Origin of the sequence: Rugosimonospora acidiphila (assembly GCF_039543385.1) — a bacterium.
GTDB lineage: Bacteria > Actinomycetota > Actinomycetes > Mycobacteriales > Micromonosporaceae > Rugosimonospora > Rugosimonospora acidiphila.
In genome coordinates, this window is sequence record NZ_BAABJQ010000002.1 from 105158 (window position 1) to 131628 (window position 26471).

General features: G+C 70.2%; 28 protein-coding genes. 14 read left to right on the top strand and 14 right to left on the bottom strand.

Features of this window, described 5'->3' with window-relative positions:
* The first annotated feature begins 31 nt into the window (after window positions 1-31).
* On the top strand, window positions 32-2836 hold the full coding sequence (locus ABEA87_RS03470) for a helix-turn-helix transcriptional regulator (protein ID WP_345625939.1): 2805 nt from the start codon (window positions 32-34) through the stop codon (window positions 2834-2836).
* A 19-nt stretch (window positions 2837-2855) separates the two neighbouring features.
* On the opposite strand, the gene ABEA87_RS03475 is transcribed toward ABEA87_RS03470, so the two are convergent.
* From ABEA87_RS03475 to ABEA87_RS03510, 8 genes are all read right to left on the bottom strand, one after another.
* Window positions 2856-3593, bottom strand: a complete 738-nt coding sequence (locus tag ABEA87_RS03475) for a class I SAM-dependent methyltransferase (RefSeq protein WP_345625941.1) — start codon at window positions 3591-3593, stop codon at window positions 2856-2858.
* Between the two features lie 131 nt (window positions 3594-3724).
* Complete coding sequence (locus ABEA87_RS03480) at window positions 3725-4528, bottom strand: alpha/beta fold hydrolase (protein WP_345625943.1); 804 nt, start codon at window positions 4526-4528, stop codon at window positions 3725-3727.
* Between the two features lie 140 nt (window positions 4529-4668).
* The gene (locus tag ABEA87_RS03485) at window positions 4669-5331 is read right to left on the bottom strand and encodes a DUF4097 family beta strand repeat-containing protein (protein WP_345625945.1); all 663 of its coding nucleotides are present in this window, start codon (window positions 5329-5331) and stop codon (window positions 4669-4671) included.
* 583 nt (window positions 5332-5914) lie between these two features.
* Window positions 5915-6694, bottom strand: coding sequence for an RNA ligase family protein (locus ABEA87_RS03490; protein WP_345625946.1), 780 nt, complete (start codon window positions 6692-6694; stop codon window positions 5915-5917).
* Between the two features lie 62 nt (window positions 6695-6756).
* Complete coding sequence (locus tag ABEA87_RS03495) at window positions 6757-7371, bottom strand: class I SAM-dependent methyltransferase (protein WP_345625948.1); 615 nt, start codon at window positions 7369-7371, stop codon at window positions 6757-6759.
* A gap of 69 nt (window positions 7372-7440) precedes the next feature.
* Window positions 7441-7950, bottom strand: a complete 510-nt coding sequence (locus ABEA87_RS03500; RefSeq protein ID WP_345625950.1) for a hypothetical protein — start codon at window positions 7948-7950, stop codon at window positions 7441-7443.
* Between the two features lie 37 nt (window positions 7951-7987).
* Window positions 7988-8671: a TetR/AcrR family transcriptional regulator C-terminal domain-containing protein gene (locus ABEA87_RS03505; protein ID WP_345625951.1), complete on the bottom strand. Its 684-nt coding sequence runs from the start codon at window positions 8669-8671 to the stop codon at window positions 7988-7990.
* A complete protein-coding gene (locus ABEA87_RS03510) occupies window positions 8668-9561 on the bottom strand; it encodes an alpha/beta hydrolase (protein WP_345625953.1) in 894 nt (297 codons plus the stop codon). Before ABEA87_RS03510 ends, ABEA87_RS03505 begins: the two co-directional genes overlap by 4 nt.
* 103 nt (window positions 9562-9664) lie before the next feature.
* On the opposite strand from ABEA87_RS03510, the gene ABEA87_RS03515 reads away from it, so the two are divergent.
* Together ABEA87_RS03515 and ABEA87_RS03520 are read left to right on the top strand one after the other, a co-directional pair.
* Window positions 9665-10021, top strand: a complete 357-nt coding sequence (locus tag ABEA87_RS03515; RefSeq protein ID WP_345625955.1) for a TraR/DksA family transcriptional regulator — start codon at window positions 9665-9667, stop codon at window positions 10019-10021.
* Window positions 10022-10035: 14 nt separating this feature from the next.
* Window positions 10036-10929, top strand: a complete 894-nt coding sequence (locus ABEA87_RS03520) for an alpha/beta hydrolase (RefSeq protein WP_345625957.1) — start codon at window positions 10036-10038, stop codon at window positions 10927-10929.
* A 46-nt stretch (window positions 10930-10975) separates the two neighbouring features.
* Here the strand turns inward: ABEA87_RS03520 and ABEA87_RS03525 are convergent, their stop codons facing one another.
* Together ABEA87_RS03525 and ABEA87_RS03530 are read right to left on the bottom strand one after the other, a co-directional pair.
* Complete coding sequence (locus tag ABEA87_RS03525) at window positions 10976-11275, bottom strand: hypothetical protein (RefSeq protein ID WP_345625959.1); 300 nt, start codon at window positions 11273-11275, stop codon at window positions 10976-10978.
* Between the two features lie 29 nt (window positions 11276-11304).
* Window positions 11305-11490, bottom strand: coding sequence for a hypothetical protein (locus tag ABEA87_RS03530; RefSeq protein WP_345625961.1), 186 nt, complete (start codon window positions 11488-11490; stop codon window positions 11305-11307).
* A 54-nt stretch (window positions 11491-11544) separates the two neighbouring features.
* On the opposite strand from ABEA87_RS03530, the gene ABEA87_RS03535 reads away from it, so the two are divergent.
* Together ABEA87_RS03535 and ABEA87_RS03540 are read left to right on the top strand one after the other, a co-directional pair.
* The gene (locus ABEA87_RS03535; RefSeq protein WP_345625963.1) at window positions 11545-11853 is read left to right on the top strand and encodes a hypothetical protein; all 309 of its coding nucleotides are present in this window, start codon (window positions 11545-11547) and stop codon (window positions 11851-11853) included.
* Between the two features lie 67 nt (window positions 11854-11920).
* Complete coding sequence (locus ABEA87_RS03540) at window positions 11921-13312, top strand: FAD-binding oxidoreductase (protein ID WP_345625965.1); 1392 nt, start codon at window positions 11921-11923, stop codon at window positions 13310-13312.
* 10 nt (window positions 13313-13322) lie between these two features.
* On the opposite strand, the gene ABEA87_RS03545 is transcribed toward ABEA87_RS03540, so the two are convergent.
* A complete protein-coding gene (locus tag ABEA87_RS03545) occupies window positions 13323-13901 on the bottom strand; it encodes a YceI family protein (protein WP_345625967.1) in 579 nt (192 codons plus the stop codon).
* A gap of 104 nt (window positions 13902-14005) precedes the next feature.
* Between ABEA87_RS03545 and ABEA87_RS03550 the strand changes: the two genes are divergently transcribed.
* From ABEA87_RS03550 to ABEA87_RS03560, 3 genes are all read left to right on the top strand, one after another.
* The gene (locus tag ABEA87_RS03550) at window positions 14006-14926 is read left to right on the top strand and encodes a LysR family transcriptional regulator (protein ID WP_345625969.1); all 921 of its coding nucleotides are present in this window, start codon (window positions 14006-14008) and stop codon (window positions 14924-14926) included.
* A 1431-nt stretch (window positions 14927-16357) separates the two neighbouring features.
* The gene (locus tag ABEA87_RS03555) at window positions 16358-17656 is read left to right on the top strand and encodes an ATP-binding protein (protein WP_345625971.1); all 1299 of its coding nucleotides are present in this window, start codon (window positions 16358-16360) and stop codon (window positions 17654-17656) included.
* Window positions 17653-18822, top strand: coding sequence for a tetratricopeptide repeat protein (locus tag ABEA87_RS03560; RefSeq protein ID WP_345625972.1), 1170 nt, complete (start codon window positions 17653-17655; stop codon window positions 18820-18822). Before ABEA87_RS03555 ends, ABEA87_RS03560 begins: the two co-directional genes overlap by 4 nt.
* 207 nt (window positions 18823-19029) lie before the next feature.
* Here ABEA87_RS03560 and ABEA87_RS03565 read toward each other — a convergent pair whose 3' ends face one another.
* A complete protein-coding gene (locus ABEA87_RS03565) occupies window positions 19030-20463 on the bottom strand; it encodes an MFS transporter (RefSeq protein WP_345625973.1) in 1434 nt (477 codons plus the stop codon).
* 121 nt (window positions 20464-20584) lie between these two features.
* Here ABEA87_RS03565 and ABEA87_RS03570 point away from each other — a divergent pair, with 121 nt between their 5' ends.
* The 3 genes from ABEA87_RS03570 to ABEA87_RS03580 all read left to right on the top strand — a co-directional run bounded on the left by ABEA87_RS03570 (window position 20585) and on the right by ABEA87_RS03580 (window position 22670).
* Complete coding sequence (locus tag ABEA87_RS03570) at window positions 20585-20920, top strand: ArsR/SmtB family transcription factor (protein ID WP_345625975.1); 336 nt, start codon at window positions 20585-20587, stop codon at window positions 20918-20920.
* A gap of 123 nt (window positions 20921-21043) precedes the next feature.
* A complete protein-coding gene (locus ABEA87_RS03575; protein WP_459112882.1) occupies window positions 21044-21499 on the top strand; it encodes an Rv0361 family membrane protein in 456 nt (151 codons plus the stop codon).
* A gap of 109 nt (window positions 21500-21608) precedes the next feature.
* The gene (locus ABEA87_RS03580; protein WP_345625979.1) at window positions 21609-22670 is read left to right on the top strand and encodes an amidohydrolase family protein; all 1062 of its coding nucleotides are present in this window, start codon (window positions 21609-21611) and stop codon (window positions 22668-22670) included.
* A 162-nt stretch (window positions 22671-22832) separates the two neighbouring features.
* On the opposite strand, the gene ABEA87_RS03585 is transcribed toward ABEA87_RS03580, so the two are convergent.
* Together ABEA87_RS03585 and ABEA87_RS03590 are read right to left on the bottom strand one after the other, a co-directional pair.
* Window positions 22833-23327, bottom strand: coding sequence for an RICIN domain-containing protein (locus ABEA87_RS03585; protein WP_345625981.1), 495 nt, complete (start codon window positions 23325-23327; stop codon window positions 22833-22835).
* 78 nt (window positions 23328-23405) lie between these two features.
* Entirely contained in the window at window positions 23406-23594 is a 189-nt protein-coding gene (locus ABEA87_RS03590) for a hypothetical protein (RefSeq protein WP_345625983.1), read from the bottom strand.
* Window positions 23595-23605: 11 nt separating this feature from the next.
* Between ABEA87_RS03590 and ABEA87_RS03595 the strand changes: the two genes are divergently transcribed.
* The 3 genes from ABEA87_RS03595 to ABEA87_RS03605 all read left to right on the top strand — a co-directional run bounded on the left by ABEA87_RS03595 (window position 23606) and on the right by ABEA87_RS03605 (window position 26429).
* Entirely contained in the window at window positions 23606-24457 is an 852-nt protein-coding gene (locus ABEA87_RS03595; RefSeq protein ID WP_345625984.1) for an alpha/beta hydrolase, read from the top strand.
* A gap of 142 nt (window positions 24458-24599) precedes the next feature.
* The gene (locus ABEA87_RS03600; protein ID WP_345625986.1) at window positions 24600-25280 is read left to right on the top strand and encodes a hypothetical protein; all 681 of its coding nucleotides are present in this window, start codon (window positions 24600-24602) and stop codon (window positions 25278-25280) included.
* Window positions 25281-25499: 219 nt separating this feature from the next.
* The gene (locus ABEA87_RS03605; protein WP_345625988.1) at window positions 25500-26429 is read left to right on the top strand and encodes a hypothetical protein; all 930 of its coding nucleotides are present in this window, start codon (window positions 25500-25502) and stop codon (window positions 26427-26429) included.
* The last annotated feature ends 42 nt before the right edge of the window (window positions 26430-26471 follow it).

The window sequence follows — 26471 nt, forward strand, 5'->3', positions numbered from 1 at the left end:
CCGCCCGCCGCGCCGGCCTAGGCTCGAATCCGTGATCACGCGGTCCTCGCCGCCGGAGGCGCGCCGGGCGACCGGCCCCCGGTCGGTGCCGTTGCCGGGCCGGCAGGAACAGTGCCTGGCCATCGACGAGCTCACCGATTCCGTCCGCGCCGGCCGCAGCGCCGTGCTCGTGCTGGTCGGCGAGGCCGGGATCGGCAAGACCCGGCTGCTGGAGTACGCGGCCGGCGCCGCGGCGGACCTGCGGATCGCCCAGGTCGCCGGGTGGGAGCCGGAGGCCCGGCTCGCCTACGCGGCCCTGCACCGGCTGCTGCGGCCGTACCTCGACCGGACCGCCCGGCTGCCGAGCCCCCAGCGCGACGCCCTGGCCGCGGCGTTCGGCCTCGCCGCCGGCGTGCGGGCGGACCGCTTCCTGGTGGGCCTTGCCACCCTCACCCTGCTCGCCGACGTCGCCTGCGGCCTGCCGCTGGTCTGCCTCGTTGACGACGCCCATTGGCTGGACCGGGAGACCGTGGCCGTGCTGGCGTTCATTGCCCGACGGCTGCGCGCCGAGCGCATCGGCCTGATGATCGCCGCGCGCGACGAGCCGGTGCCGCCGCCCGCGCTCGACGGCCTGCCGAGGCTGCCCATCGCGGGCCTGCCCGACCGGGCCGCGCGCGAACTGCTGGCGCTGGCCGCCCCCGGCCGGATCGCGCCGCTGGTCGCCGGGCGGATGATCGCCGAGACGCGGGGCAATCCACTCGCGCTGATCGAGCTGACCGGCCAACTGTCCGCCGACCAGCTGGCCGGCGGGGCCTCGCTGCCCGACCGGCTGCCGCTGAGCCAGGGCATGCGGGCGCACTTCCTGCGGCGCGTCCGGATAATGCCGGCCACGACGCGGTCCCTGCTGCTGATCGCCGCGGTGGCGCCCGCGGACGACATAGCGGTGATCTGGCGTACCGCGGCGCTGCTCGGCCTGCCCGACGACGCGCCCGACCCGGCGGTCGCCGCGGGGATCCTCACGGCCGCGCCCGCGTTCGCCTTCCGGCACCCGCTGATCGCCTCGGCGGTCTACTCGGGGGCCCCGGCGGCGCAGCGGCGCCGGGTGCACGCGGGGGTGGCCGAGGCGACGGACCGCGACGCCGACCCGGACCGCCGGGCCTGGCACCTGGCCGAGGCCACCGCGGGGCTGGACGAGGACGTCGCCGCCGAGCTGGAGCGCGCCTCGCCCCGGGCCCGCGCCCGCGGCGGGTACCCGATGCTGGCGAGGTTCCTGTCCCGCGCGGCGGAGCTGACCCCGCACCCGCAGCGCCGGGCTGGACGCCTGCTCGGCGCCGCCCAGGCGCACCTGGCCGCCGGCGATCCGGTCGCGGCCGGCCGGCGCCTGGAGCAGGCGGCGTCCGGGCCGCACACGCCCGCGATGCGAGCGGCCGCGCAGCAGACCAGAGCCGCCCTTGCCTGGTTCGGCGGCGAGGTGGCCACGGTGGTCTCGGCGATGATGCTGGAGGCCGCCACCGAACCCGATCTGCCCGCGCAGCTGAGCCACGGCATCCTGTTCGACGCCCTCACGGCCGCGATGCTGTCCCGGCAGCACACCGCCGGCACCACGATCGCCGACGTCGCGCGCGCCGCACGGCGGGCGCCCGGCCGCGGCCAAGCCCCGGCCTCCACGACGCGGCTGCTGCTGGACGCCTTCGCCACCCGGGTCCTCGACGGGTTCACGCCGGCCGTACCGCACCTGCGCGCGGCCATGGTGGCGCTGCGTACGGATCGGGAACTGGCCCACGGGGCCATCCCCTTCGCGGCGATCGGCAACTGGGCGGCGCAGGAGTTGCTCGACGACGAGGCGCACGAGGCCATCCTGCGGCACGCCGCGTCGCTGGCCCGCGAGCGTGGAGCGCTGCACGCGCTCGAAACCGCACTGCACGGCCTGGCGTCGTGCGCGACGTGGGCCGGCGACTTCGCCCGGGCCGATGCCCTCTACGCCGAGGCGGCCGACGTCGGCACCATCACCGGGACCGGCGACGACGGCTCGGCGGCCCGGCAGATCGAACTGTTGGCCTGGCGTGGACGCGAGGCGCCGGTACGGGCGGCCGCCGACTGCGCGTTCAACGACTGGGAAGCGCGGCGCGGCCTCGCCGTGGTGGGCAATCACGCCCGCAACGCGCTGGCCATCCTCGAACTCGGGCACGGCCGGTATCAGCAGGCGCTGGCCTGGACGTTGCCCGGCTTCCACGACGACGTGATCGGCCAGGGCAACCGCATGCTGCCCAACCTCATCGAGGCGGCCGTGCGTGCCGGGGACCGGCCCAGCGCACAGGCCGCGCTCGCCCGGCTGGCCGAGCGGGCCAGCGCCAGCGGCACCGCATGGGCGCTGGGGGTGCTGGCGCGCAGCCGCGCGCTACTGACCGACGATGACGGCGCACACGCCAGGTACTGCGAGGCGACCGAGGCCCTGGCCGGCAGCCGGATGGCCACCGAACTCGCCCGCACCCACCTGCTGCACGGCGAATGGCTGCGCCGCCGCAAACGCCGGACGGAGGCGCGCACCCACCTGCGGATCGCGCACGACGCCTTCACCGACATGGGCGCGACCGCGTTCGCCGAACGCGCCCGCGTCGAACTGCTGGCCACGGGGCAGCACGGCCGCCCCCGTACCGTCCCGGCCGGCCACGACCTCACGTCCCAGGAAACCCGGGTCGCCGCACTCGCCGCGACGGGGGCCACCAACACGGAGATCGCCACCCAGCTGTTCGTCACCGCCTCGACGGTCGAGTACCACCTCAACAAGATCTTCCGGAAGCTCGACATCACCTCCCGGCGGCAACTCGCACGTGCCCTCGCCGCGCCGCCCGACTGATCATCGACCCCGTGCTCGGCTACCGCCCGCCGCGCCGGCGCGCGAGATGGGCGACGATGTCGGCGGTAATCTCGACCGTCTCGGGCAGGACTCGCATGATGGCGGCATATACCTGCTCCTGCTTCGAGGGCGGCAATTCCAGGTAGGCCGAGACGGTTGACAGGTAGCCGACGTAGTCGCGAGCACTCATCGTCAAGCGTCGCTCGATCACGAGCTGCTGAACGTCGGCGAACCACTCGGACCGACGCAGCTCCGTACCCGGCCACTGCATCGCGTGTTCCTGTGGCGTCCCGTCCGGAGACGGAACCTCGTCGCTTTCCAGGAAGGGTGCCCGCGCCGCCCGGACCGCCTCCCCCACAGCCGGATCGGCCAGCTGCATTGGTCCTCCGAACGAGGCAACCACGCCGCCCGGCTCCAGCAGCGCGGCCATCCGCGACCACCGACCCTCCGGGTTCGTCCAATGGAGCGACGCTGCCGCATAGACCAGCCCGTAGGTCTCGCTCGGGCGCAGGTCCTCGAACGCGGCCCGCACGGTCTTCACGTTCGCCGGCACGTGCTTGCGCAGCTCCGCGAGCATGGCCGCGTCTGGCTCGGTCGCGGTGACCGTGATTCCCGGCCGAGCGAACACCCGGGTGGCCTTGCCCGTCCCGGCGCCGATTTCGAGGACAGTCCGGAACGGCTGACCCGCGTACGCGACCACCGTGTCGAACAGCTCAACAGGGTACCCCGGCCGGAACCGTTCGTAGGCTTCTGCCACCGCTCCGAAGCTCAATGCGCGACCAGACATACCGACCATCCTGACACGATCCGCGGCGTGAATGGGCAACCTGCGCGGTTCCACCGAGGCCACCCGCGCTCGGTCCGCTGGTCGTGGCCTCAGCACCCGCCTCAGTCGAGGGCGGCGACCTCGCGCACGGCCTCGGCGACGGCCGGGAAGTCCTTACGCAGGATCGCGCCGTGGTTGCTGGCGACCTTCGCGCTGATCCGGATGTTCGGGTTGCGGGCGCACACCGCATCGAGGCCCGCGCGGATGCGCTCCTGCTCATCGCCGCGGCTTCCGAGCGACGTCCCCGAAGCGACCACGTACCGCGCCGGGACGGTGAGGTTGTCCAGCACCGGGCCCAGCTCGCGCTCGCGGGCGAGCCTGCCGAGCTCGATGTTGCTGTCGGCCTGCTGCGCGGCGCTCATCCGGGGGGTCAGGCCCGTCGGGCGCAGCAGCGGCGTGAACCAGCCCATCCGCCGGAACAGCTTGCGGATCCGCTGCTCCATCGCCTCGTCGAGCCAGTCGTACGGTTGCGCGCCGTCGACCAGCACCGCACCTATGGCACGGTCCGGGTTCCGGCTGGCCCAGTGCGCCGCGACGAACGCCCCGTAGGACCAGCCCACGACCAGCGCCCGGTCCACACCCCTGGCCGCGAGAACGGCATCGACGTCCCGGACAGCGGCCTCGAAGGAGTAGTCCGCCGAACGCCGCGACTTGCCACGGGCCCGCTCGTCGTAGGTGATGTGTCGCCACCCCGTCCCCAGCTCCGCGGTCACCCGCCGCCAGTATCCCTGGGTGGCGAACTGGCCGTTGAGGTAGACCACGGGCACACCGGGACCGCCGGTGTCGCTGACGGCCAGCGCCGTATCGTCAACCGGCAGCATGCCGCTCCACTTCGCACTGATCGCGGTGGTGCTGTTCATCGTCATGTCTTCCTCCTGGTCGCGTTGGGTGTCTTGGACGACTTCTTCGGGCCGGCGGTTGGATCGCGGTCCCTCGGCACGGACGGCGACGACCGACCGAATCTCGATCGCGGTGCGCCCGGCCGGGCGGTTCCGGTCCTCGCTGCCTAGAGGCTGTGGGCGGTGATGTCGCCGTAGGAGGTGGTGGCGTGGATGTCGAGTTGGGTGGTGCCGTCGTTCTTGAGGGCGTTGTTGACCCGGCCGTAGCTGGTGCCGGCGTCCAGGGCGGCGGAGACGCCGGTGGCGGCGCCGACGGTGATGTCGCCGGACTGGGTGCGCAGCACGACCGCGCCGCCGGTGGCCTCGGTGATGCGGATGTCGCCGCGGGCGGTGCTGATCTGGGCGGGGCCGTGCAGGCGGCCGATCTCGATGTCGCCGTCGGTGGCGGTCAGGTGCAGGCTGGCGGTTTCGTCGAGCTTGATGTGGTGGTAGGCGCCGTCGAAGGTGACGTCGCCGAGACGCCCGACGGTGCGCAGTTCGGCCGCGGCGGTTTTGGCCTCGATGCGGGAGCCGGCAGGCAGTTTGACGGTGACCTGGATGGAGCCGGTGGGGCCGAGGTACTGGTTCTTGGTTGCGGTTTGGATGCGCAGGGTGCCGTTGGTGTATTCGACGGTGGTCTGCTCGGCGGCCTTGAGGTCGCGGCCCTTGTGGGCGTTGGTGGGCTGGATCTCGACGGTGGTCTCGGCGTGGTCGGCGGCGATGAGTTGGACGCGTCCGGCGGGGATGGTCAGGACGGTGGTGATGGGGGTGGGGGTGGTGAAGGTGTGCATCGTGGTCTCCCGTGTTTGCCCGGTTGTTTCTGACACCGGAAACGCTACGTTGCTTTCCACATCTGCGCAATGATGTCTTTGCTTGTGATGAGCATTCGTGCAGCTCAGAATGCTGTAATCATTGCAACGGGCTCCCGTTTAATGCAATGGCGGAGTGGTTGATCGTTGCAATATATGAAGGTGAACGCTATCGGACCAAGCCAGACCCAGACCGCTGACCTGACCGGTCAGGAGGTCTCGTCGAGCAGCGCGCGGATGTCGACGAACACCCGCTCCTGAGCGTCCGCCGCCTCGGGCGATGTCAGGTCCATGCCCTGGATGAAGCCGCGCCGTTGCGGGCGCGGGCCCGCTCGCGCAGTTCGGCCGGATGGAAGATCGCCACCGGGCGCATTCTCGCATCGATGCCCCGGAAACGGGGATGCTCGCGGGGCGGCAGCCGATCGCAGGAGAGGCGACGGCGACGGCACGCACCATAGTGGACGGTGCGGCGGACCCCGCCGATCGGCCGGCCATGGGACGCCGGTCGACGGGTGCTCCGCGTGCGAAGCAGCTCGAACGGCGGCGCGGGGACCGACTCGGCGGATCAGCGACCGCGCCGGCGCAGGGTCCGGTCGTAGTCCTGGAACCGGGCCTTCGCGATGGTCGACCGGTCGGCCGTGCGCAGCACCATCCCCTCCGAGCTGCCCGGCGCGGCGTCGTCCAACGCGACCCGGGTATGCGGCAAGTGCTCGGCCAGGAACGCGCGGGTCTTCGCCACCTCGGTCGGCAGCTCGGTCGGCTCGATGGTGAACAACCGCGGGGTCAGTTCGACGGACGCGGCCGAGGCCGTGGCGTTCAACTGCCGTTCGTCCACGAACCGCTGGCCGCCATCGTCGCGCCACCGCGAGATCCGCTCGGCCGGCCAGTCCAGCACCTCGGCGTAGTCGTCGATGCGCGCCTCGTCGAACAGCCGCCAGCCGACCGCACCGCACGTCGAGTACTTTTTCGCCGCGGCGCCGATCCGGCCGCCGTACACCTCCAGGTAGAGCACCCGGATCGTGTCGTCACGCTCGGACCGGACGGCCTCGGCCAGCGGCTTGACGGCCGCCACGATGCCCTGCGACGGATTGCCGATCAGATCGCCCCTGGCGTACAGCAGCTCCTCCCGGGAACCCAGCAGGTAACTGCCGTCGGGCAGCAGCAGGACCCGGGCGTTGGTGCCGTCGACCTTCTCGGTGCCGATGACCGGCTGCGCAAAGGCAACGCACTCGTCCAGCAGCCCACCGTCGCGCGGGTCGAGCGCATGGTAGGTCGGGATGGAGGGGTACTTTGTCATCGAGTTGAGCGCGAGCAGGTCCGTGGTCCGCACGTCGAACGTGGTCATGCCATGCTCCGTTGGTCGGTCCTCGTTGATCAAAATGAGGATAGGTCGGCCGACCAACCGATTTACGGTCGACGGGCCCAGTACAGGGTGTGCCCGCCCTGACCCTCCGGGACGAACTGTTCGCCCACGACGGCGAGGCCGGCCCGTTCGAGCCAGGTGCGGTAGGTGGCGTCGTCGGCGTGGCTCCACCACATGGTGGCGGGTCCGCCCAGCCAATTGTCCTCGGTGCCGGTCCAGGCGGTGCTGCCCACCGTGACCAGGAGCCAGCCGCCCGGTCGCAGCCAGGTCGCCATGCGCCCGATCAGGCCGGGCTGGGCACGCAACGGCATGTGGATGAGGGCGTACAAGCAGACGATGGCGTCGAATGACGCGGCCGGAAGATCCAGCTCGGTGGCATCGGCGCGGATGAACACTCCCCCGGGGACCAGGCGCCGCGCACGGTCGACCTGGACCTGACTGATGTCGACGCCGGTGACGCGGTGGCCGGCACCGACCAGGAACCGGCTGACCGGCACACCGCATCCGCAGCCGAGGTCGAGCACCGTGCCCCGGGCCGGCAACCGTTGGCGTAGCTCATCGAGCCACGGACCGTACTGGCCATCTTCGGCGTCATCATCCCGGTACCGGTAGGAGATCGCGTCGTAACCGCGCCGGACCAGCTCGCGCTCATCGTCCATCCCCCGCACGGTACGGACCGGCGGTCAGCCCCTCCACTCCTTTGCCCGCACCGTGGGGTGCGCGCGTGCTCAGATCGTTCCGGTGAAGAGGGATTCGGCGTACGCCCGCTTGTCCGCCGCGCCACGATCGGAGCGCAGGTACCTCGTCCATGCCTGATGCTCGTGCGCCACGGCGCCGAACTCCCACACGCACATCACGCCGCGATGCGTCGAGGAGGACATCGGCCCGAACGGGCCGTCCCGCCGGATGTCCTTGAGGTAGACCGTTTCCCACATCTCGTTGTTGCCGCGCCACGTGCAGACCAGCAGCAGATGGATGTAGTCGCCGGAGAGGTGCTGGATAACGAAGCCGAGATCGCCGGAGATCGGTAGCCGGCCGCCCGCGACCTCCTCGCTGAGGAAGGTGCGAGCCTGTTCGGTGACCGCGGGATCGATAACCTGGTCCTCACGGCGCACGTGGTACCACTTCAGGTAGGTGTCCGGCAGCACCAGTGGCGGGCCGGCCGAGATGTGCTTGGTCACGTGGCGGTAGTCAGGGTCGACGATGTTGCCGACCCGTGCGAGCTGTTCGTCATTCACGGTGACGATCCTGCCGGGCCATCCCTGACATCTTCTGTCACAGGCCGGCGGACTCGCCGCGTGCGAGCCCAGTCGACCGCTGGTCGCCGAGGGACTCCTCGATGCCGCGAAGCATGGCCCGCAGACCGGTCTCGAAGTGGTCGTCCGGTGCGGTCTCGTCGGCGGCCTGCGCCAACAGGTTGTACCGCGGGCTGCCCTTGTCGGGCTTCCGGCTGCGCCGCTGCGCCCCCAGCTGGAGGGTGGACACGCTCAGCGCGTGCCCGATGGTGAACTCGCGCAGGCAGCGCAGGACCCGCAGCGCCGTCGGCGGCGGCAGGCCGGCGTCCCGCAATTTCGCCACCGCCCGGACCCCCATCTCGATCGACGCCGGTGACCGCACCGGCCGGGTGGCGAACACCGACACCGCGTGCGGGTGGCGTAGCAGCACATCGCGCAGTCGGCGGCAGTACTGCCCGGCCAGTCGCTGCCATGGCTCCTGCCACGGCAGCGAGTCGATGTCCAACTCGGCGAACAGCGCCTCGGCGACGCCGTCGAACAGCTCCTCCTGATCGGCGAAGTGACGGTAGGCGGCCATCGGATCGACATTCAGTACGGCGCCCAGGCGGCGCATCGAGAACTTGCGCAGACCTTCGGCGTCGATCAGAGCGAGCGCGGCAGCCGCCAGGTACTCGCGGTTGAGCGCGCGGCGGGTCGGCGCTGGCGGCACCGCGGGATCACTCATCCGAACTCCTGCAGGACGCTCACCAGGGTCTCGGCGAACTCGGCCGGCTGTTCGAGGTAGACGGTGTGCCCACCGGGGAACTCCTCGCACGGCACGCCGAGTTGCTCGGCGAGCACGTGCGCCGGCCGGTGGTACGGCTTGCCGACGCTGTCCCGCCCGGTGGCCAGCCGCCACGGCACCGCTGCGTCGCGCAGCGCGTCCAGGTCGGGCTGATAGGTCAGGCCGACTGGCAGTTCGCGGCGCAGCAGCAGGTCCGCGTTGCCGAGTTGGCGCGTCATCGAACTCGGCCGACCGCCGGTGATCCGGCGCACGGCCGCGCCGACCGGCAGGGCGATCCGGGACGCGCCGGCGACCACGGCCTGCCCTACCGGGGACCGGAACAGCCACGGGGGATCCGTCATGGTCATGGCGCCGAAGGCGGCGTATGCCCGCAGGGGGCTCTTCTCCTGGGCGATCCGGGAGAGTCCGGCGAGGGCCCGCCACTCCGGGCTGTCGGAGGGCAGGATCGACACCAGCGGCGGCTCGTGGGCCACCGCGCCGAGCAGCCGATCACCGTGGTGAGCCAGCATTTCCAGGGCGAACAGCGCGCCGGCGCTGCCGCCGAAGAGGTATGCCCGTTTCACGCCGTAGTGGTCGAGAACCGCGACGGCGTCAGCCGCCTGGGTGCCGGCGTCGATCGCGGCACCCGGCTCGGTGAACCGGCTGCGCGAGTTGCCCCGCCGATCGTAGGTGAGCACGGTGTAGCGCTGGGCGAGCAGCGGAACGACGTTCTCGTACATGCCCGCGTCGCCGCCCCCACCGGAGATCAGCAGCAGTGGTGGACCGTCCCCGGCCCGCTCGCTGTAGAGGCGGGCGCTGGGAACCGCCACGTAGTCCGAGGCCAGGCCCATGGTCTACATCGTAGACTTTAGCTACGGCGTAGACAACGGGCCGCCCTGACGTAGAAAACGGCCGCCGCGGCGCGGACCCGCCGCCGCGTACGGTGGAGGTGCCATGAGCAGCGACAACCGCGGGATCCGCGACGAACTTCTGCGGCTGCGCGAGCAGGCCGCGGCCCACGTCGCCGCCCTGGACAGCGATCTGCGGGAGCTGTTCGAGGCGTCCCGGTCGTCCAACGCCGATGACGAACACGACCCCGAGGGCGCCACGATAGCCTTCGAACGAGCGCAGCTCGCGGCCGTGCGGGACGCGGCATCCCGGCACCTCGCCGACCTGGACGCCGCCGTGCGCCGCCTCGACGCCGGTACCTACGGTGTGTGCGAGCGGTGTTCCCAGCCGATCCCTGCCGAACGGCTTGCCGCGCGCCCCACCGCCCTGCGGTGCGTGCGATGCGCTGCCCGCTCGGTCTGACGATGGAGGTCCGGATGAGCCAGCAACAACAGGGCGCCGGTGCCCTGCCGAACCTCGCCCCGGACAGCCCCGACGAGTCGCTCGCCGGGCAGCGCGCCGACTTCGCCCGGCAGCAGGCTGCGGTACCCGACGACGTCACGGTCCGGGAGCGGACCCTCGGCGCCCGGCCCGCGCTCGAGCTCCGGGTCGCCGGCACCGCCAGTGCCGGGACGCTGCTCTTCCTGCACGGCGGCGGATACGTCCTCGGGTCGCCACGGACCCACGCCGCCCTCACCGCGACGCTGGCCCGCCGAACGGGCACCACCGCCGTCTCACTCGACTACCGCCTGGCGCCCGAGCACCCGTTCCCGGCGCCGGTCGAGGACGCACTCGCCGCGTACCGCGCCGTGCTCGACAGCGGAGTGAAGGCGGAGGACCTCGTCCTGGCCGGAGACTCGGCCGGCGGCGGCCTCGTGCTCGCCACCCTGCTCAGCGTCCGGGAGGCAGGGCTACCCCAGCCGGCCGCCGCAGCCGTCTTCTCGCCCTGGGTCGACCTCACCCTCTCCGGGGCGAGCATGCGGGGCAAGGAGGGCATCGACCCGATCTTCACGAAGGACAGTCTCCGGGTGTTCGCCGACCGGTACCTCGGTGACGGCGACCGCTCGGTGGGGCTGGCCAGCCCGGTGTTCGCGGACCTGCACGGCCTGCCACCGCTGCTCGTGCAGGTCGGCTCGCACGAGGTCCTGCTCGACGACGCGGTACGCCTCGCGGCCCGCGCGGGTGCCGACGATGTCAACGTCACGCTGGAGATCTGGGCCGAGCTGTCGCACGTGTTCCAGGACCGCTTCGAGACCCTGAAGGAGGCGGACCGGGCTCTAGACCGGGCGGCTCGCTTCCTCACCGACCACCTCGGCGCCAACGGTCGGTAGCGGCCGATCGGCCACCCGGGCGGACGGCGTTACCGCGCCGCGCGCGTCACGCACCCACCGGATCGGTGGTGGTCCCCTCCTCGGTGCTGATCACCTCGTCGATCAGTGAGAAGAATGCCTGGATGCCGGCGCGGTCGCCGCCCCGGCGCCGGGACTCGGCGAAGTCCTCGGGCGAGCCCCAGAAGACGATGTCCAGCCATTCGTCGCCGGCCAGCCGGATCAGCCGCGCGCCGAGGAAGCCGGTGCGATCGGCCTGGAAGTCGCGCAGCATCGCCGGCCGGGCGGCCAGCAGAGCGTCGGCGCGCGCCGCGGGCACGCGGAAACGGGTTATTTCGACAGTGGTCATGGCTCCTCGATTCATCGGGTATCGGGCAATCAGCCCTTGATCCCCAGCATCAGCCTGAGCTGGGCGAGCAGGACGTCGCGGAACTGCGCGGGCGACGGCATGGGCTGGTGCTGGACGCGAGAGGTGATCAGCCCGGCCAGGGCGAAGAGCCCCGCCACGCCCTCCAGCACCACTGCCCGCTTCGCCCCGCCCGCACGCCTTTTGTGGATCGTCACGGGGTTATCGCCGCGATGGGAGGTTGCGGTTTCCGCGAAGCCTGACGCGCTGGCATGAAAGCACGGTACCCGCCGTACCGGTCGAGCACCTTGCACGCCCTCGGAGTCGGCGGCCCCGACCAGGCGGGCGCCATCACCTCCTACGCGGAGGAACTGATCCGTCGACTCCGTCCGCGGAGCACGGGAAAGCAGAACGTCCAATACCTGACCGCCGCCGATGCCAACCCCGAGGGCGTGCGCCGGGCGTACGACTCCGGCACCCTCCGGCGGCTGGTCACCGTGAAGCGGACCTACGACGCGGACAACATGTCGCCGTCGTCTCTCATACGAGGTAGCCGACCGAATAGGCGTCGCGCTGGGTGATAGGCCGCGCGCGGAGGGGGTATCGGCGAGGAGGGACGGAAAGGCAACGAGGCCAGGGGGCCACGGGATGACGTACGTGATCGACCGGGACGATCTGGCCCGGCTGTCCACGGCGGCCGCCGGCCCGGTTGTCGCCCCCGGCGACGAGGGATACCTCGCGGAGACCGCCACCTGGAATACGGCTCTCGCGCAACGCCCCACCGTCGCGGTCGGCGCCACGTCCGCCGCCGACGTGCGGGCCGCCGTCCGCTTCGCCGGCGCGAACGGTTTGCCGGTTGCCGTGGTCGCCACGGGACACGGCGCGGTCGTGGCCGCGGACGACGCAGTCATGATCAACCTGCGCCGGCTGAACGACGTCAAGATCGACGCGCAGTCGCGTACGGCGACGATCGGCGCCGCCGTCAAAGCCCAGCAACTGATCGATGCGGCGGCCGAGGTCGGTCTGGCCCCGATGGCCGGCTCGTCGCCCAACGTCGGCGTGGTCGGCTACATCCTCGGCGGCGGAGTCAGTCCCACCCTCAGCCGCACGTACGGCTTCGCCGCCGATCACGTGCACAACGCCGACATCGTCTGCTCGGACGGCTCACTCCGGCGCATCGACGCGAACCACGATCCCGACCTGTTCTGGGCAGTGCCCGGCGGCGCGGGAAACTTCGGCGTGGTCACCTCGCTGACCATGGACCTGGTGCCGATGACGGACCTGTACGGCGGCGGGCTGTACTTTGCCGGCGAGCACGTCGAGCAGGTGGTCGACGCCTACTGCCGGTTGGCGGCCGCCGCCCCGCAAGAGCTGACGGTCTCGATGGCATTCCTGCGACTGGGGTCGGCACCGTCCGTGCCGGAGCCGTTGCGCGACCGCTTCAGCGTCCACGTCCGGATCGCCTACCTGGGGTCGGCCGACGACGGCCAACGGCTCGTCGCGGACCTGCGCGCCGCCGCGCCGTGCCTGATCGACACGGTGGCCGAGATGCCGTACACAGCGATCGCCTCCATCCACGCCGATCCGGTCGAGCCGACTCCGACGTACGAGATGTCGGCCCTGCTCCAGGACTTTCCCGCCCAGGCCGCCCAGGCGCTGATCGCCGCCGCCGGGCCTGGCCTCGACACCCCGGTCGGAATAATTGAGATCCGCCAGTTCGGCGGCGCGCTTGCCGGCGAACCCCGAGTGCCGAACGCCGTCGGCAACCGGGACGCCGCCTTCCAGCTCTCCGCGGCCGGGTTCGGCGCACCGGGCATGGCGGAGAAGTTCCGTGCGCCGTTGGCCGCGCTGACCCAGGCGATGGCCCCGTGGACGACGGGCGGCAAGCAGGCCAACTTCCTGACCGGCTACGACACCACGATCGAGGAGGTCGCGCGGGCTTACGAGCCAGACACCTTCCAGCGTCTGGTGGAGGTCAAGCGCGCCGTCGACCCGCCCAACATGTTCCGCATCAACCACAGCATCGCGCCGGGGCAATGAGCGGGCCAGTTCAGCGTGGTTGGGCAGGTGACCGTTGCGCGGTCAGTCCGGTGCGCCGGAGCACGACGTCGAACTCCAGCGCCACCTTCTTACTGATCGACGCGCTGGTCGCGGCGTTCCAGTTCACGCCCCAGTCCGCGCGATTGATCATTGCACTGCCCGTGAACTGAATCCGGATACCGTCCCGGGGGTCACGCTGGATGCCGGTCCGCTCGAAGGCCACGGTGACCGGCTTGGTGACGCCGCGAATGGTCAGGCCACCGGTGAGTTCGAAGGCGGTTTCGTCGACCTGCCGCACCCCGGTCGAGGCGAAAGCGATGGTCGGATAGTGGTCCCGGTCAAGGAACTTTCCGCGCAACAGGCCGTCGCGCTGCGAGTTGTGCGTCTGGATGCTGCCGGCCTGGATCGTGAGCTTCACGCGTGACCTCGACGGATCGTTACCGTCCAAGTGTCCGCCGCCCGCGAACTCCTCGAACTGCCCGCGCACCTTCGGACCGATCGGGTGGCGGGCAACGAAGCCGATCCGGGTGTCGGCGGTGACGAGGATGTAGTCGCCGGTCAGCTCGCCGAACGTGGCTGTGCCTGTCATGCCATTTACTCCTGGATGAATCAAAGAGGTAGAGGGTTGGTGGTTCGGCTTGCGCTGACAGGTTCAGCATTCAGGCAGCCCGGAGGCGTAACAAGGTAAGCTTCGTGGGGCGATTGATCACGCTGGAGTTATCAGTGGAGCTGCGGGACATCGAGATCTTCCTGACGCTGGCCGAGGAGCTGCACTTCGGCCGCACCGCCGAACGGCTCCACGTGTCCCAGGCCCGGGTCAGCCAGGCCGTCAGCAAACAGGAACGGCGCCTCGGCGTGGCCCTGTTCGATCGCACCAGCCGGCGGGTGAGTCTGACCCCGGTCGGCCGGCGCCTCCGCGAAGACCTGCGGCAGGCCCTCGACCTTCTCCACGAGGGACTCGCTCGCGCCGAAGCGGCCGGCCTGGGCGCGGGCCAGACCCTACGCGTCGGCGTCTTCGGTCACGCGGGACACGAACTACGCCCCCTCGTCGAGGTGTTCCGCGCTCGCTACCCCGGCAGCGATGTCCAGTTCAACGAAATCACCGGCAGTCACCCGTTCACCGCCCTGCGCACCGGGGACAATGACGTGAACGTGCTGTGGTTGCCCGTTGCCGAACCTGACCTCACGGTCGGCCCCACCGTGTACACCGGGGGCCGCGTGCTGGCCGTGTCGGCCGACCATCCGCTCGCCGAGCGCGGCACCGCATCCCTGGAGGACCTCGCCGACTACCACGTCGTCGACCTCGGCCCCGACGCCCCCGAGTACTGGGTCGCGTCCATGGTCCCGACGCGTACGCCGGGCGGCCGCCGGATCCCACGCGGACCTACCGCCCGGACCTTCCACGAGGTCCTTTCCCTGGTCGCCGCCGGGAAGTGCGTCCAGCCACTGGGCGAGATCGCCGCCCGCTACCACAGTCCCCCGGGCATCGCCTTCCTGCCTGTGCGCGATGCTCCGGACGTTCATTGGGCGCTGACTTGGCACTCCGCCGCCGACAGCCCCGCTATCCGCGGCCTGGCCCGAACCGCCGCTGACCTCGGCCCCATCGCGCTATAACGACGACGATAGGAACGCGGAGAGTGGTTGCACAGCGACGCGTACAGGGGGCCGCGCCGCCGAGGCAGAACGGCCCCCTGTATCGGGAAACGGGATAGGTCCGCGGTAATTGCCACCGGCGGCGCCGCTGCCTCTGCGCCGCCGCCGAGACACCCTCGTCGGGCCTGGACAAACTCCTACAGCACTCCATCTGCGCGAACGCCCAACTCTGGGCCGCACGGTTCAGGCTCCGGCCACCCATCCCGTCCGGGCTGCAACTTCTCATGGGCCGTCCACGTGTATAGGGGGCAACATCTTATTTTCGACAAAGGGATGTCATGGGACACGCAGAGCAGGGCCGCGAGCGGGCACACGACGAGCCGGGAGGAGCGCCTGTCTCGGGCACGAGGCGCGGCGGCCAGGTCGTCGGGTACGTCCTCGTCTCCGGGGTCGTCTATCAACTCGACGGGATTCTGCGACGTCACCGCGTCCGGAACCGCTGGATGCGGATCTCCGTACCGCCGGACGCGGTCCCGGGCTGTAGGTCGCGGTGGCCCGCGTTCTACTCGGCCTCTGGCCTGCCCGGGCATGAGGTGATAGACGCGGCGCGGGCGCTGAAGATTCAGCATGAGAGCCTGGAGCGGCTGCGCACCTTCGATGCCCGGACCACCGCGCCGACCATTCGCACCGTGCAACCTTTTGAACGGTCACACCCGTGTCCAGGAAAGGATGACCACTTCGAGGGTCGGATGGGCTGGCGGGATGCGGGCTGATGCTGAGGCAGAGTACGGCGATTTTGTCGAGATGCGGGACTGGTCCGTTTCGCGTACCTCATGTGTGGTGACTGGCATCGGGCCGAGGATGCGGTGCAATGTGGTTGGGGATCGACCTCCCCGACGGGGGCGGCGTGGGAGAACTGTGGAACGATCTCGCGGCGCTCCATCTGGACCGGGCGCAGCGCTGCGTCGTACCGTTCCAACTCACCGACCTGCCCGCGGGCGCCAAGGTGCTCGGCTGCACGGTGAGCTTTCCACCGCTGGGGCAACGGTACGCGAGCGCACAGCTCGTGGTTGGTGATGGGAAGGGCAGCCAGGCGAACGTGGAGCTCGGGGCCACCACCATACTGGGACCGGCCGTACCCGACCGCACGGTCAACGGCCACGCCGTCCAGTGGATAGCGACGAAGGACCTCAGGGCTTCGTGTCGAACGACTTCGTCGACGGTGTGCCGCTCGTGCCGCAGATCGAGGGTGGCTACGGGCAGGCGCAGGCGACGCAGATCCTGGCCGGCATGAGGGCCAGCGCGAGCCTGAACGGGCGCAGCTCCCCGAGCTGGCCCAGCAACCCCGTGGGGCAAATGACCCGGAAGCCGCGGCCGGCCGACGGTGACGCCGTCAGGCCGCCGCGGCAAACCGGATGGCCGTCTGGTCGCGGCCGCGGATACGCTGCCAGGATGGATCCGTCCTTGATTGACAGCCTGCGGGCGGCCATCGCTGACCGCCCGGACGACATTCCCCTGCGGGTACACCTCGCCGAATTGCTACTCGCCGCGCACCGCCGTGACGAGGCCATCGAGCAGCTCGCCCGCGCACTGGCCAGTGATCCCAACGACGCGGGCGTGCGCACGCTGATGGCGCGCGCGATCGCGGGCGATGGCTCAGCCCGCGACAGCGATGCCGAACCCAGCCCGACGCACCCCGCCGCATCGTCACGGGGCAAGGACGACCAGCCCAACATCTCGGCCGGGCCGCAGGCTTCCTCAGCGGACGCGGACTGGTTTGCGATCGTGGAGGACCTGGACGGCGTCATGCCTCCCCGGTTCCTGCGCTCCGATGACAGGCCGGATCCGATCCAGGAGGACGCCGACGGCATCGTGCAGGCCGAGGTCTCCGCGGTACGGCTGAGCGACGTCGGTGGGATGGACGACGTCAAGGCACGCCTGGAGCTTGCGTTCCTCGCACCAATGCGCAATCCGAAGCTGCGGGCGTTGTACGGCAAGAAGCTGCGCGGCGGTCTGCTCATGTACGGTCCGCCGGGCTGCGGCAAGACGTTCCTGGCCCGCGCCGTGGCTGGTGAAATGGGCGCCCGGTTCATCTCGGTGGCGATCGCCGAGGTTCTGGACATGTGGTCCGGCCAGTCGGAGCGGAATCTGCATGAGATCTTCGACACGGCCCGGCGCAACGCGCCGTGTGTGTTGTTCTTCGACGAGATCGACGCGCTCGGCCACAAGCGCAGTCAGCTGCACTCCTCGGTCATGCGAACCCTCGGCAACCAACTGCTGGTCGAACTCGACGGTGTGGCGACCACCAACGAGGGGGTGTTCACCCTGGCCGCGACGAACGCGCCCTGGGACGTCGACGCGGCGCTGCGCCGGCCCGGGCGGCTGGACCGGATGCTGTTCGTCGCGCCGCCGGACGCCCCCGCCCGGGCGGCGATCCTCGAATACCACCTGCGGGACCGCCCGATCGCCAACATCGACCTGAGCAAGCTGGCGGCGGCCACCGAGGCGTTCTCCGGAGCTGACCTGGAGCATCTGTGCGAAACCGCCGCGGAGCACGCGATCCAGGATGCCATCACCTCCGGTGAGGTGCGCATGATCGAGCAACAGGACATGCAAGCCGCGGCGCGCCAGCTGCGCCCCTCGACCGGCGCGTGGTTCGCCTCAGCGAAGAACGTCGCTCGGTTCGGCAACCAGGACGGCAGCTACGACGACTTGGCGCAGTACCTCAAACGGCACCCAGCGACCCGATGAACGAACCGGAGCTGCGACGGGTCGACGCGCTGCTCGAGCTGCGCCGCTGGCAGCCCGCCCAGCAGATACTCGCCGCTGTCGCGGCCGGCGACCCGAACTCGGTTCGAGTGGCGTGCCTGCTGGCCCGGTGCCATCAACTCGCCAAGAACTGGCCGGCGATGCTGGCCGAAACGCAGCGGGCGTGCGCGCTGGAACCGAACCACGAATGGGCCCATCGGCTGCGATCTGTCGCGCTGCGCGAACTGGACCGGCCGGTGGAGGCCGCCGAAGCGGCGCGAGAGGCGCTGCGTCTCAAACCGCAGCTCTGGCAACCGTACGTGGTGCTCGCCCAGGCGCTGCTGGCCCGGCAGGACACCCAGTCCCGGATGGCGGCACGCGACGCCGCGCACCAGGCGCTCACGCTGGCACCGAACGAGATCGAGGTATGGGCGCTCGCCGGCCGGGTCGACGCGACCCTCGGCGACCTGCGCACCGCCCGGGCGCATTATGAGCGGGTACTGGCCGTGTCACCGGACCACGCGGTGGCCCGCAACAACCTTGCCCTGCTGGATCTGCGCAGGTCCCGGACGACCGTGGCCGCTGGCCAGATCCAGGCCGCGATCGCCGCTGACCCTGACAATCCGCTGTTCGTCCACAACGCTCAGGTGGCCGCCACCCTGTGGCTCGGTCGGCTGCACCTGGCCACGTCGGGACTGTATTTCACCTGCTGGTTCGCGGCTGCGGCGCTGCCGTACGGGGCGCCACGCCAGGCGCTGGCAGCGGTGGTCGCGGCGGCTACCGTGACCCTCACCGCCCTCGCGTACCGGCGGCTGCCGCGCGGCATCGCCCGCATGGTCCTGCGGCCGGCGGTCGAGCTGAACAACAAAGCGCTGAGTCTGGCGACACTACGGCGCTCGCACCCAATTTTCATCGCCCTCGCCTGCCTCCAGGTCGGCGTCGCGCTCGCCATGCTCGCCACCACCCTGCCGCTGGGGACGTCGCTGCAGTTTTACACGACGCTCGCCGCGGTACCGGCACTGATCCAGCTGGTCCGCGGCTGGATCAGTGCCGCCTCCCGTGTCAGGCAACGCCGACGCAGCAGGATGTCGCTTCGCCAAGGCCGGGCAGTCCGTGTGGCAGTGGCCGAGACGGACCTCAGCACCAAGGAATACCCCGACGGCAATTGACGACTGAGGTCGATAACTCCGCAGGACATAGGGCGTCATATCTTTCCGGTTCCAGCCGCTGGACGCGCGTTCGGCATATCAGGACATGGGCCGGCCCGCCCTGGCCTGAGCCGATGGCGACCGGATCGCTGAACGACCCAACCGCGCCGGGGGAACGAGGCACCATGCCCCCTCAGCTGAGTGGCCCGACGCCGAGGTGGGAGCGAGTCAGGACGGCGTCGTGACGGCGGTCGGATCGCTGGACTGTACCCGCGGCGCGGACCCCTCCCCGGGCTTCGACTTCACCAGCCACAGGCCGGTGAGTACGGCACCGGCCAGGGTGACGGCACCAGCCGCGACGAAGGCGCTGTCGAGACCGGCCTCGAAGGACGCACCACCGGTTTGACGGGTGCGCACGATGGCGCCGAGTACGGCCACGCCGAGCACCGCGCCGATCTGCCGGGTGGTGCTGCTGATGCCCGACGCGAGCCCCGCCTCCGGCGGGTCGACCGCCTGGATGGCGGCGCCGGTCAGCGGGGACATGGCCAGCGCGAAGCCGACGCCGACGATGGCCAGCCGCCACCACACGTTGCCGTATCCGGTGTTGGCGTGCGCGAAGCCCAGTGCCAGCAGCCCCAGCCCGGCCAACACCAGGCCGGTGGTCACCACGAGCCGGAAGCCGTACCTGGCGGCGAACCGGCCCGCGTACGGGCTGACGACGACCATGGCCAGGGAGGTGGGCAGGGTCTGCAGGCCGGCGCGCAGGATCGAGGCGCCCTGGACGTAGACGAAGAACTGGGAGAAGAAGAAGGCCGAACCCATGAGAGCGAAGCCGACCACGACCATGGCCGTGTTGGACACCGTGAACAGTTGCTGCCGAAACATCCGCAGCGGCAGCATCGGGGCCGAACGACGCGCTTCGACGGCGACGAAGACGGCGAGGGCCACCGCCGCGACGGCGAAGCTACCCAGGATCACCGGTGAGGTCCAGCCACGGGAACCGCCCTCGATCAGACCATAGGTCAGCAACCCCACGCCCAGGACGGACAGGATCGTCCCCGCGACGTCGATCGCCGGTGCGCCGGGGTTGCGGGACTCGCCCAGGGTACCCAGACCGGCCAGCAGCAGGACCGCGCCGACGGGCGCGTTGACCAGGAAGATGGCGGGCCACCCGAAGGCCTCGACCAGGAGGCCGCCGGCCAGCGGTCCGGCGGCCAGGCCAATCCCGCTGAATCCGGCCCACAACCCGATCGCCCTGACTCGTTCTCGCGGGTCTGGGTACGCGGCGGCGAGCAGGGCCAGCGAGGCGGGGCTCAGTGCGGCGGCCCCGATGCCCTGCACCACGCGCCCTCCGGTCAGCCAACCGATCGAGGGCGCGACACTACACAGCACGGACGCGGCGGTGAACACCGCGACGCCGGCCAGGAACACCCGCTTGCGACCGAAACGGTCGGCGAACACGCCGCCGGACAGCAACAGCATGGCGACCAGCAGGACGTAGGCGTCGACTATCCATTGCAGATCGTTCAGCCCGGCGTGCAGGCGCCGCTGCATGTTGGGCAGTGCCGTACTGACGATCGTGCTGTCCAGCAGCACCATGAACTGACCCAGGCAGGTCACCGTGAGCAACGCTGCTCGGCTCGATCGAATGCCTGCGGTCACCGGCGATCCGGCCGTTGTCGCGTCTGCGGGTGCGGTCAACGCTGGCCCCTCTCGTGATGCGGATGACCCACACCATAGTTCGACAATCCCGAACTGTCGAATGACGAGGTATCGTGGGGGCATGCGACAGCTGCCCCAGCCCGCGCGCGACTCGCTGACGCTCGCGCCAGTGCTGCACGCGCTCGGTGATCCGGTGCGCCTGGAGTTGGTGCGGCGAGCCTCGGCCAATCCCGAGTCGACCTGCGCCGCTCTCGCCGACGGCCTGGAGGTGCCGATGTCGACCCTGACCAACCACTGGCGGATCATGCGCGAGGCCGGGGTGATCAGCATGACCGTCGACGGCCGGCACCGGCGGATCCGGATACGCGCCGACGACCTGTGCGACCGCTTCCCGGGTCTGCTCGATCCGGTCCTGCGGCTCGCCGCGGCCGAGTCGCCGGACGACGCCCCGCGGTAGCCACCTGCGCCGAGGCATGAGTGATCGGAGCCTGGGCGGGCATCCCCCCGGTGCGCCATCCACTGTGGACGCCCCATATCGGTGCGATCGGTGGGACTTGATTCCCACCGTTACCCTCGCGCCATGGCATACCCTGCGCCGGTTCCCCCACCGCGGCGAACGAATACCGCCAGAACAGTCCTTATCATCGTGGGAATCGTCGTCGTGGTCTGCTGCGGCGGCGCCCTCACGGGTGGCATCTTCTTGTTCAAGTCCGTCCAAAGCGCCACCGGGCCTGCCCACGACAGCGTCGACACCTTTCTCGACGAGATGACGGCCGGCCAGACCGAGGCGGCGTACGAGGATCTGTGCTCCGCGACTCGCCAGCAGTTCACCACGGAGCAATTCACGCAGATCGTCGATGGCCGGCCGAAGATCGTCCAGCACTCGATCACCGGCACGAACGTCTCGAACTTCAACGGTCACGTCTCCGCGGCGGTCAACGCGGAGCTTCGCTATGCCGACGGCAGCTCCGACACACACCTGTTCCAGCTCACCAAGGAGGACGGGGCGTGGCGAATCTGCGGTCGCCCGTACTGATCCCGTAGCCGCGGCACCATCGTCTGCCGCGCGTGCTGACAGCGCCCGATGCGGTCGCTACGCTGGCGCCGGTATCCGGTCGGAGTACCACCGGCAAGGGGGTCCTTGCGTGGCAGTTCAGATCCGAGGGACAGTGCTGCCGGAGCGCGAACCGCGGTCCTTCTGGATCGACGGCGAGGTGCTGCGCACCGAGCCGGTCGGCGCCACCGAGGCGGTCATCGACGGCGGATGGCTGTTGCCCGGTCTGGTCGACGTGCACACCCACCCCGGCTCGGAAGACCCCGACGATCCCTTCGACGACGCGAAGCTGCGCCAGCACCTGCTCGACCATCGCGACTCCGGCACCCTGGCCATCAGGGCTCCGGGCATGGCCTCCCGCCTGCCCGGCTGGGTCCACGACGACCCGCGGCTGCCGCGCGTGCGTTCGGCCGGCCGGTGGCTGACCACGCCGGGCCGCTTCTTTCCCGGCTGGGGCCGGGAGGTCGACGAGCAGGAGCTCGTCGCGGCCTGCGTACAGGAGGCCACGGCGTCCGAGGGATGGTGCAAGATCATCGGTGACTGGCGGCACGACCAGCCGCCGCTCGCGCTCGCGGTGCTGAGCGCCGCCACCGCCGCCGTACACGAGGCGGGCGGTCGCGTGGCCGTGCACTGCCAGACCGCCGAGGGCTGCCGCAACGCCGTGCTGGCCGGCGTCGACAGCATTGAGCACGGCATGCACCTGGACCCCTCGCTGCTGGACCGGATGGCCGCTGGGGGCACCGCGCTGGTACCCACCCTCGCCGCGTTCGGCGGCGACGTGGATCAGGTCCGGGCGGCTTCGGCCAGCCCCGGCCGGGACTGGTGGCTGACCGGCTGGGAGGGGATGCTGACCACCGCCCGTGCGGCACACGACGCCGGCGTCACCGTCCTGGCCGGCACGGACAGCGTGCCGTTCGGCACGGTGGCCGCCGAGGTCGGATGGTTGATCCGGGCCGGGCTACCGGTCGAGGCGGCGCTCGCGGCCGCGTCCTGGTCGGCGAGGTCCTGGCTGGGGCTGCCCAACCTCGGCGACGGCGCCCCGGCCGACCTGGTCGCCTACGACCGCGACCCGGTCGCCGACCCTGGTGTCCTGCACGAGCCGTCGGTCATCGTGCTGCGCGGCCGGATAGTCAAATCCGCCCGCCAGGCATAACGTTCCACCCACTGCCACCACCCGTGACATCAGGATCACGACCCGTGGATACATCCAGCGCCGGCCGGCCGTTCTGCGTAGCCGCGACTTCCCCATGGGCAACTGTGGTCAGATCGTCAGCCCGTTGGGGACGCCGACCGGCGTCCCCAACGAGGCCGTGGATCAGTTGGTGCTCCCCGTCCAGACAAACTGAGGCTGGGTCGTCGCGTCTCTGGTGCCGTAGACCGCGCCCGGGTTGGCCGTGCTGGTGTACAGCCAGGTATCGGCGTAGGAGTAAAGGTTGTGCGAGTAGGCGAAGTACTCGCCATCACTCTTCAGGCTGCAACTGTCGGTCCAGACGACGTTCTGGGACGACTTGTTGTCGGTGTCGAGGCAGAGGCCGGTTGCCTTGTTCTTCAGTTGCTGTTCGCCCTTGACGCCGCCGACGAAGTCCCACTCCTGGCTGGCACCGTAGGTGCAGGTGGTGACGTAGGCCTTGCCGGTTCCGCCGTTGTTCACGCCTGCGGTCAGACAGTTGCCGGTATAGGCGTTCCTGAAATTCCAGTAGACAGCTGCCGCATTCGCGGGTGTCGCGGGTAGGGACAATGCGCCGATGGCCGCGGCGGCGAGTGCCGCGGTCACCCTGAGGCGCTGACGCAGAAGGGTGCGAATCTCCACGAATGGATCTTACTGCAGGCAGGTAGCTGGCGCCTGACGAGCATGGCGCCATCGCCACCGTGGTCCGACTGTTCGACATCATCGGGCGAACCAGGTGCGCCGCACATCAAGCGCGATGTTGCGATCCTCGCCCGATGGGATGGCAGGCACGTTGTTGCCGAAAGCAGGCCACCGTCGGGAGAACGCGTTCGCCATATGTTCTGCGTTTGTTCGCCAACGCGCGATGACCGGATGCGAATTCTGTCGACCGGTGATCACGCCGGCCATAGGGTCCTGGGGTGACCGCCGTCGAGGTACCCTTCCGCGCCCTCCCCATCGACCAGTCTGACGTACGCTACGCCCACGGCCCCGATTCGACCCGGCAGCCGGCCGTGCCCGTCGGTCAGACCATCGAGTTCGACGGCAGCGGCAGCGCCGCCTATCCGGGCACATCGCGGAAGTTCTGGGTCCACGTGCCCGCTCGGTACGACCCGTCGCAGCCCGCATCGCTGATGGTGTTCCAGGACGGAGGGTGGTATCTCGATCCGGAGGGAGAAGTCCGGGGCGCGATAGTTCTCGACAACCTCATCCACCGCGGCGACATCCCCGTCACCATCGGCGTGTTCGTCGACCCTGGCATCGTCCCGGGCGCCGAGAATCCGAAGAACCGCAACGTCGAGTACGACGCGTTCAACGACCGCTACGTCACCCTTCTTCTCACCGAGATCATCCCACGGGTGGCGGAGCGCTATCCGATTGCCGAAGCTCCAGACCAATGGGGCATCTGTGGGGGCAGCAGCGGCGGCAACTGCGCGTTCACCGCCGCATGGCTGCGCCCGGACAGGTTCCGACGCGTGATCTGCTGCCTTTCCAGCTTCGCGCAGATGCCCGGCGGCAACCCCTACCCCGAACTCATCCCCAGCGTTCCCCGAAAGCCGATACGGATATTCATGCAGGCCGGCCACCGAGACCTGCACTGGAACAGGCCTGAGCGCAACTGGCTCGCCAACAACCTGCGCGTCGCGGCCGCCCTGGCGGAAGCTGGCTACGACTTCCGACTCGCGCTCGGCGATGGCGGCCACAACCCGAATCACGGCGGCGCCCTTCTGCCTGACGCGCTGCGATGGCTGTGGCGGCCTGTCGACGAGTGACCGTCATCCGGTGGGCAGCCGAGCCAGAGGATCGACGCCACGGCGCTGATACCCGGTTGACGACGGTGGGGTACTCGGCGCGTGCCCGATCGCCCTGAGATTCCCCCACCACGCCGCTTGAAATCCACCGTAGGCTTTCCGGGTGACCGCGTACGACATCGCCGCCAAGCTGCCCACTATCGATGTGCTGCGGAGCCGCTGCAAGTCCCTCGCGGTGCTGGAGTGCATCGTCGACGGCGGCTACCCCTACTACACCTACACCCGCAGTTGGGGTGACGACGAGGCCGCCCTGATGAGCAACGGCAGCGGCGACGAGTGGGCCGTCGTGTTCACCGCCGAGGGCGCGTTCATCCGCGTGTTTGACCACGAGTCGGCGATGACGCCCTATCGGGATCCGGACCACGAGCTGTGGCCGGGGTTGCTCGACGGCCTCCCGGAGGTGTTCGGTCCGCAGCTCGAGGAACCAGCGTTCGGTGACGACGAGGGAGGGTTCGTCGCGACCGCCGCACTGTGGCGACTGTCCACAGGCGACCGGTGGCACGCGGGCGAAGGCATCACGTTCCCGCCGCTGCGCGGCCCGTCCGACAACATCGGCCCAGACGGTTCCGGCCTGCTCGAGATCCTGCTCGACGACATTGCCGATCGGTACATCGCGTTCGCCGAGGACTTCTACGAGATCAAGGTCGACCCGAGCGTGGTCGGGCATGTCGTCGCGCACCGTCCGCTCACCGACGCCGTGGTGAAGGCCCTGAACCCGGATGTGAGTGTTGCCGGGTTGCTCGACGAGATCGCCGCCATCGGGTACCCCGTCGCGGCACCGTGAACTCGGCCCCTACACCTGGAACTGCTCACAACACGCCGCCCGCCCCTCACCGCGAACAGACCCTGACCGACGCCCGCCCCGGCCGACTCGAGGCACGTGCGGAGGTAGGCGCACTATTCGACCTCCTCCCCAGGGAGGAGACGGCGCTCCGACCACTGGCCCCGACCGCGGCTTGTGGTCGGGCGCTTTCCGGTTTGCCATTCACCAGCATCTACAGTTATGACTGGTGCACTTCGCAGGGCGGCGTACTGGGACCGCCCATTGATGGTCTTCGTCTGCGCGATGGCGGTGCTCGCCGTGGTCTGCGGGGTCGGTATCTTCGCCGATCCACGGGTCCTGACCGGCGTGCCGATCTGGCTCAAGCCGTTCAAGTTCTCGGTGTCCTTCGTGCTGTACGGCGTCACTCTCGCCTGGATGCTCTCGCTGCTGCCGCAACGTAACCGGGTGGCGAAGTGGGCGGCCACGGCCGTCGTCGCGATGGCGCTGTCGGAGATGGTGGTGATCGTCGGGCAGGTGCTGCGCGGAACGACCAGCCACTACAACGAGACCACGCCGCTGAACGCCGCCTTGTGGAAGGTGATGGGCGCCTCCATTGTGCTGCTGTTCCTCGCGCACTTCGTCATCGGGATCGTGGTGCTGCGCCGGCCGATCGCGAATCGGGTCGCCGCTTGTGCGGTCCGGCTGGGGCTCGGCCTGTCGCTGCTGGGCATGCTGGCGGCGGTACCGATGGTGCTGCCCACCCAGGCCCCGGGGATCGAGGGGGTCGCTGGGGCGCACAGCGTGGGGGTACCGGATGGTGGGCCGGGGCTGCCGTTGGTCGGCTGGAGCACCACCGGCGGGGATCTGCGCGTCGGGCACTTTGTCGGGCTGCACTCCTTGCAGGCGCTACCGATCCTGGCGATCGTGCTGAACCGGTTTCTCGGGACGCGGCTCGACGAGCGTAGCCGGGTGCGGCTGCTGGTCGTGGCGGGCGCGGCCTACGGGGTGCTGACGATGCTGCTGACCTGGCAGGCGCTGCGCGGGCAGCCGCTGCTGCGCCCGGACGGGCTCACCCTGGCCGCCGTGGCGGTCGTGGTGGTCGCGACCGGGACCGCCGTCGGCGGGGTCGTGGCTCGCCGCCGCCGCCCCGAACTGGTGCTGGCCGCATGACCGGGACACTGCTCGTGGTTCGGGCCGGCTATCGGGCGGCCC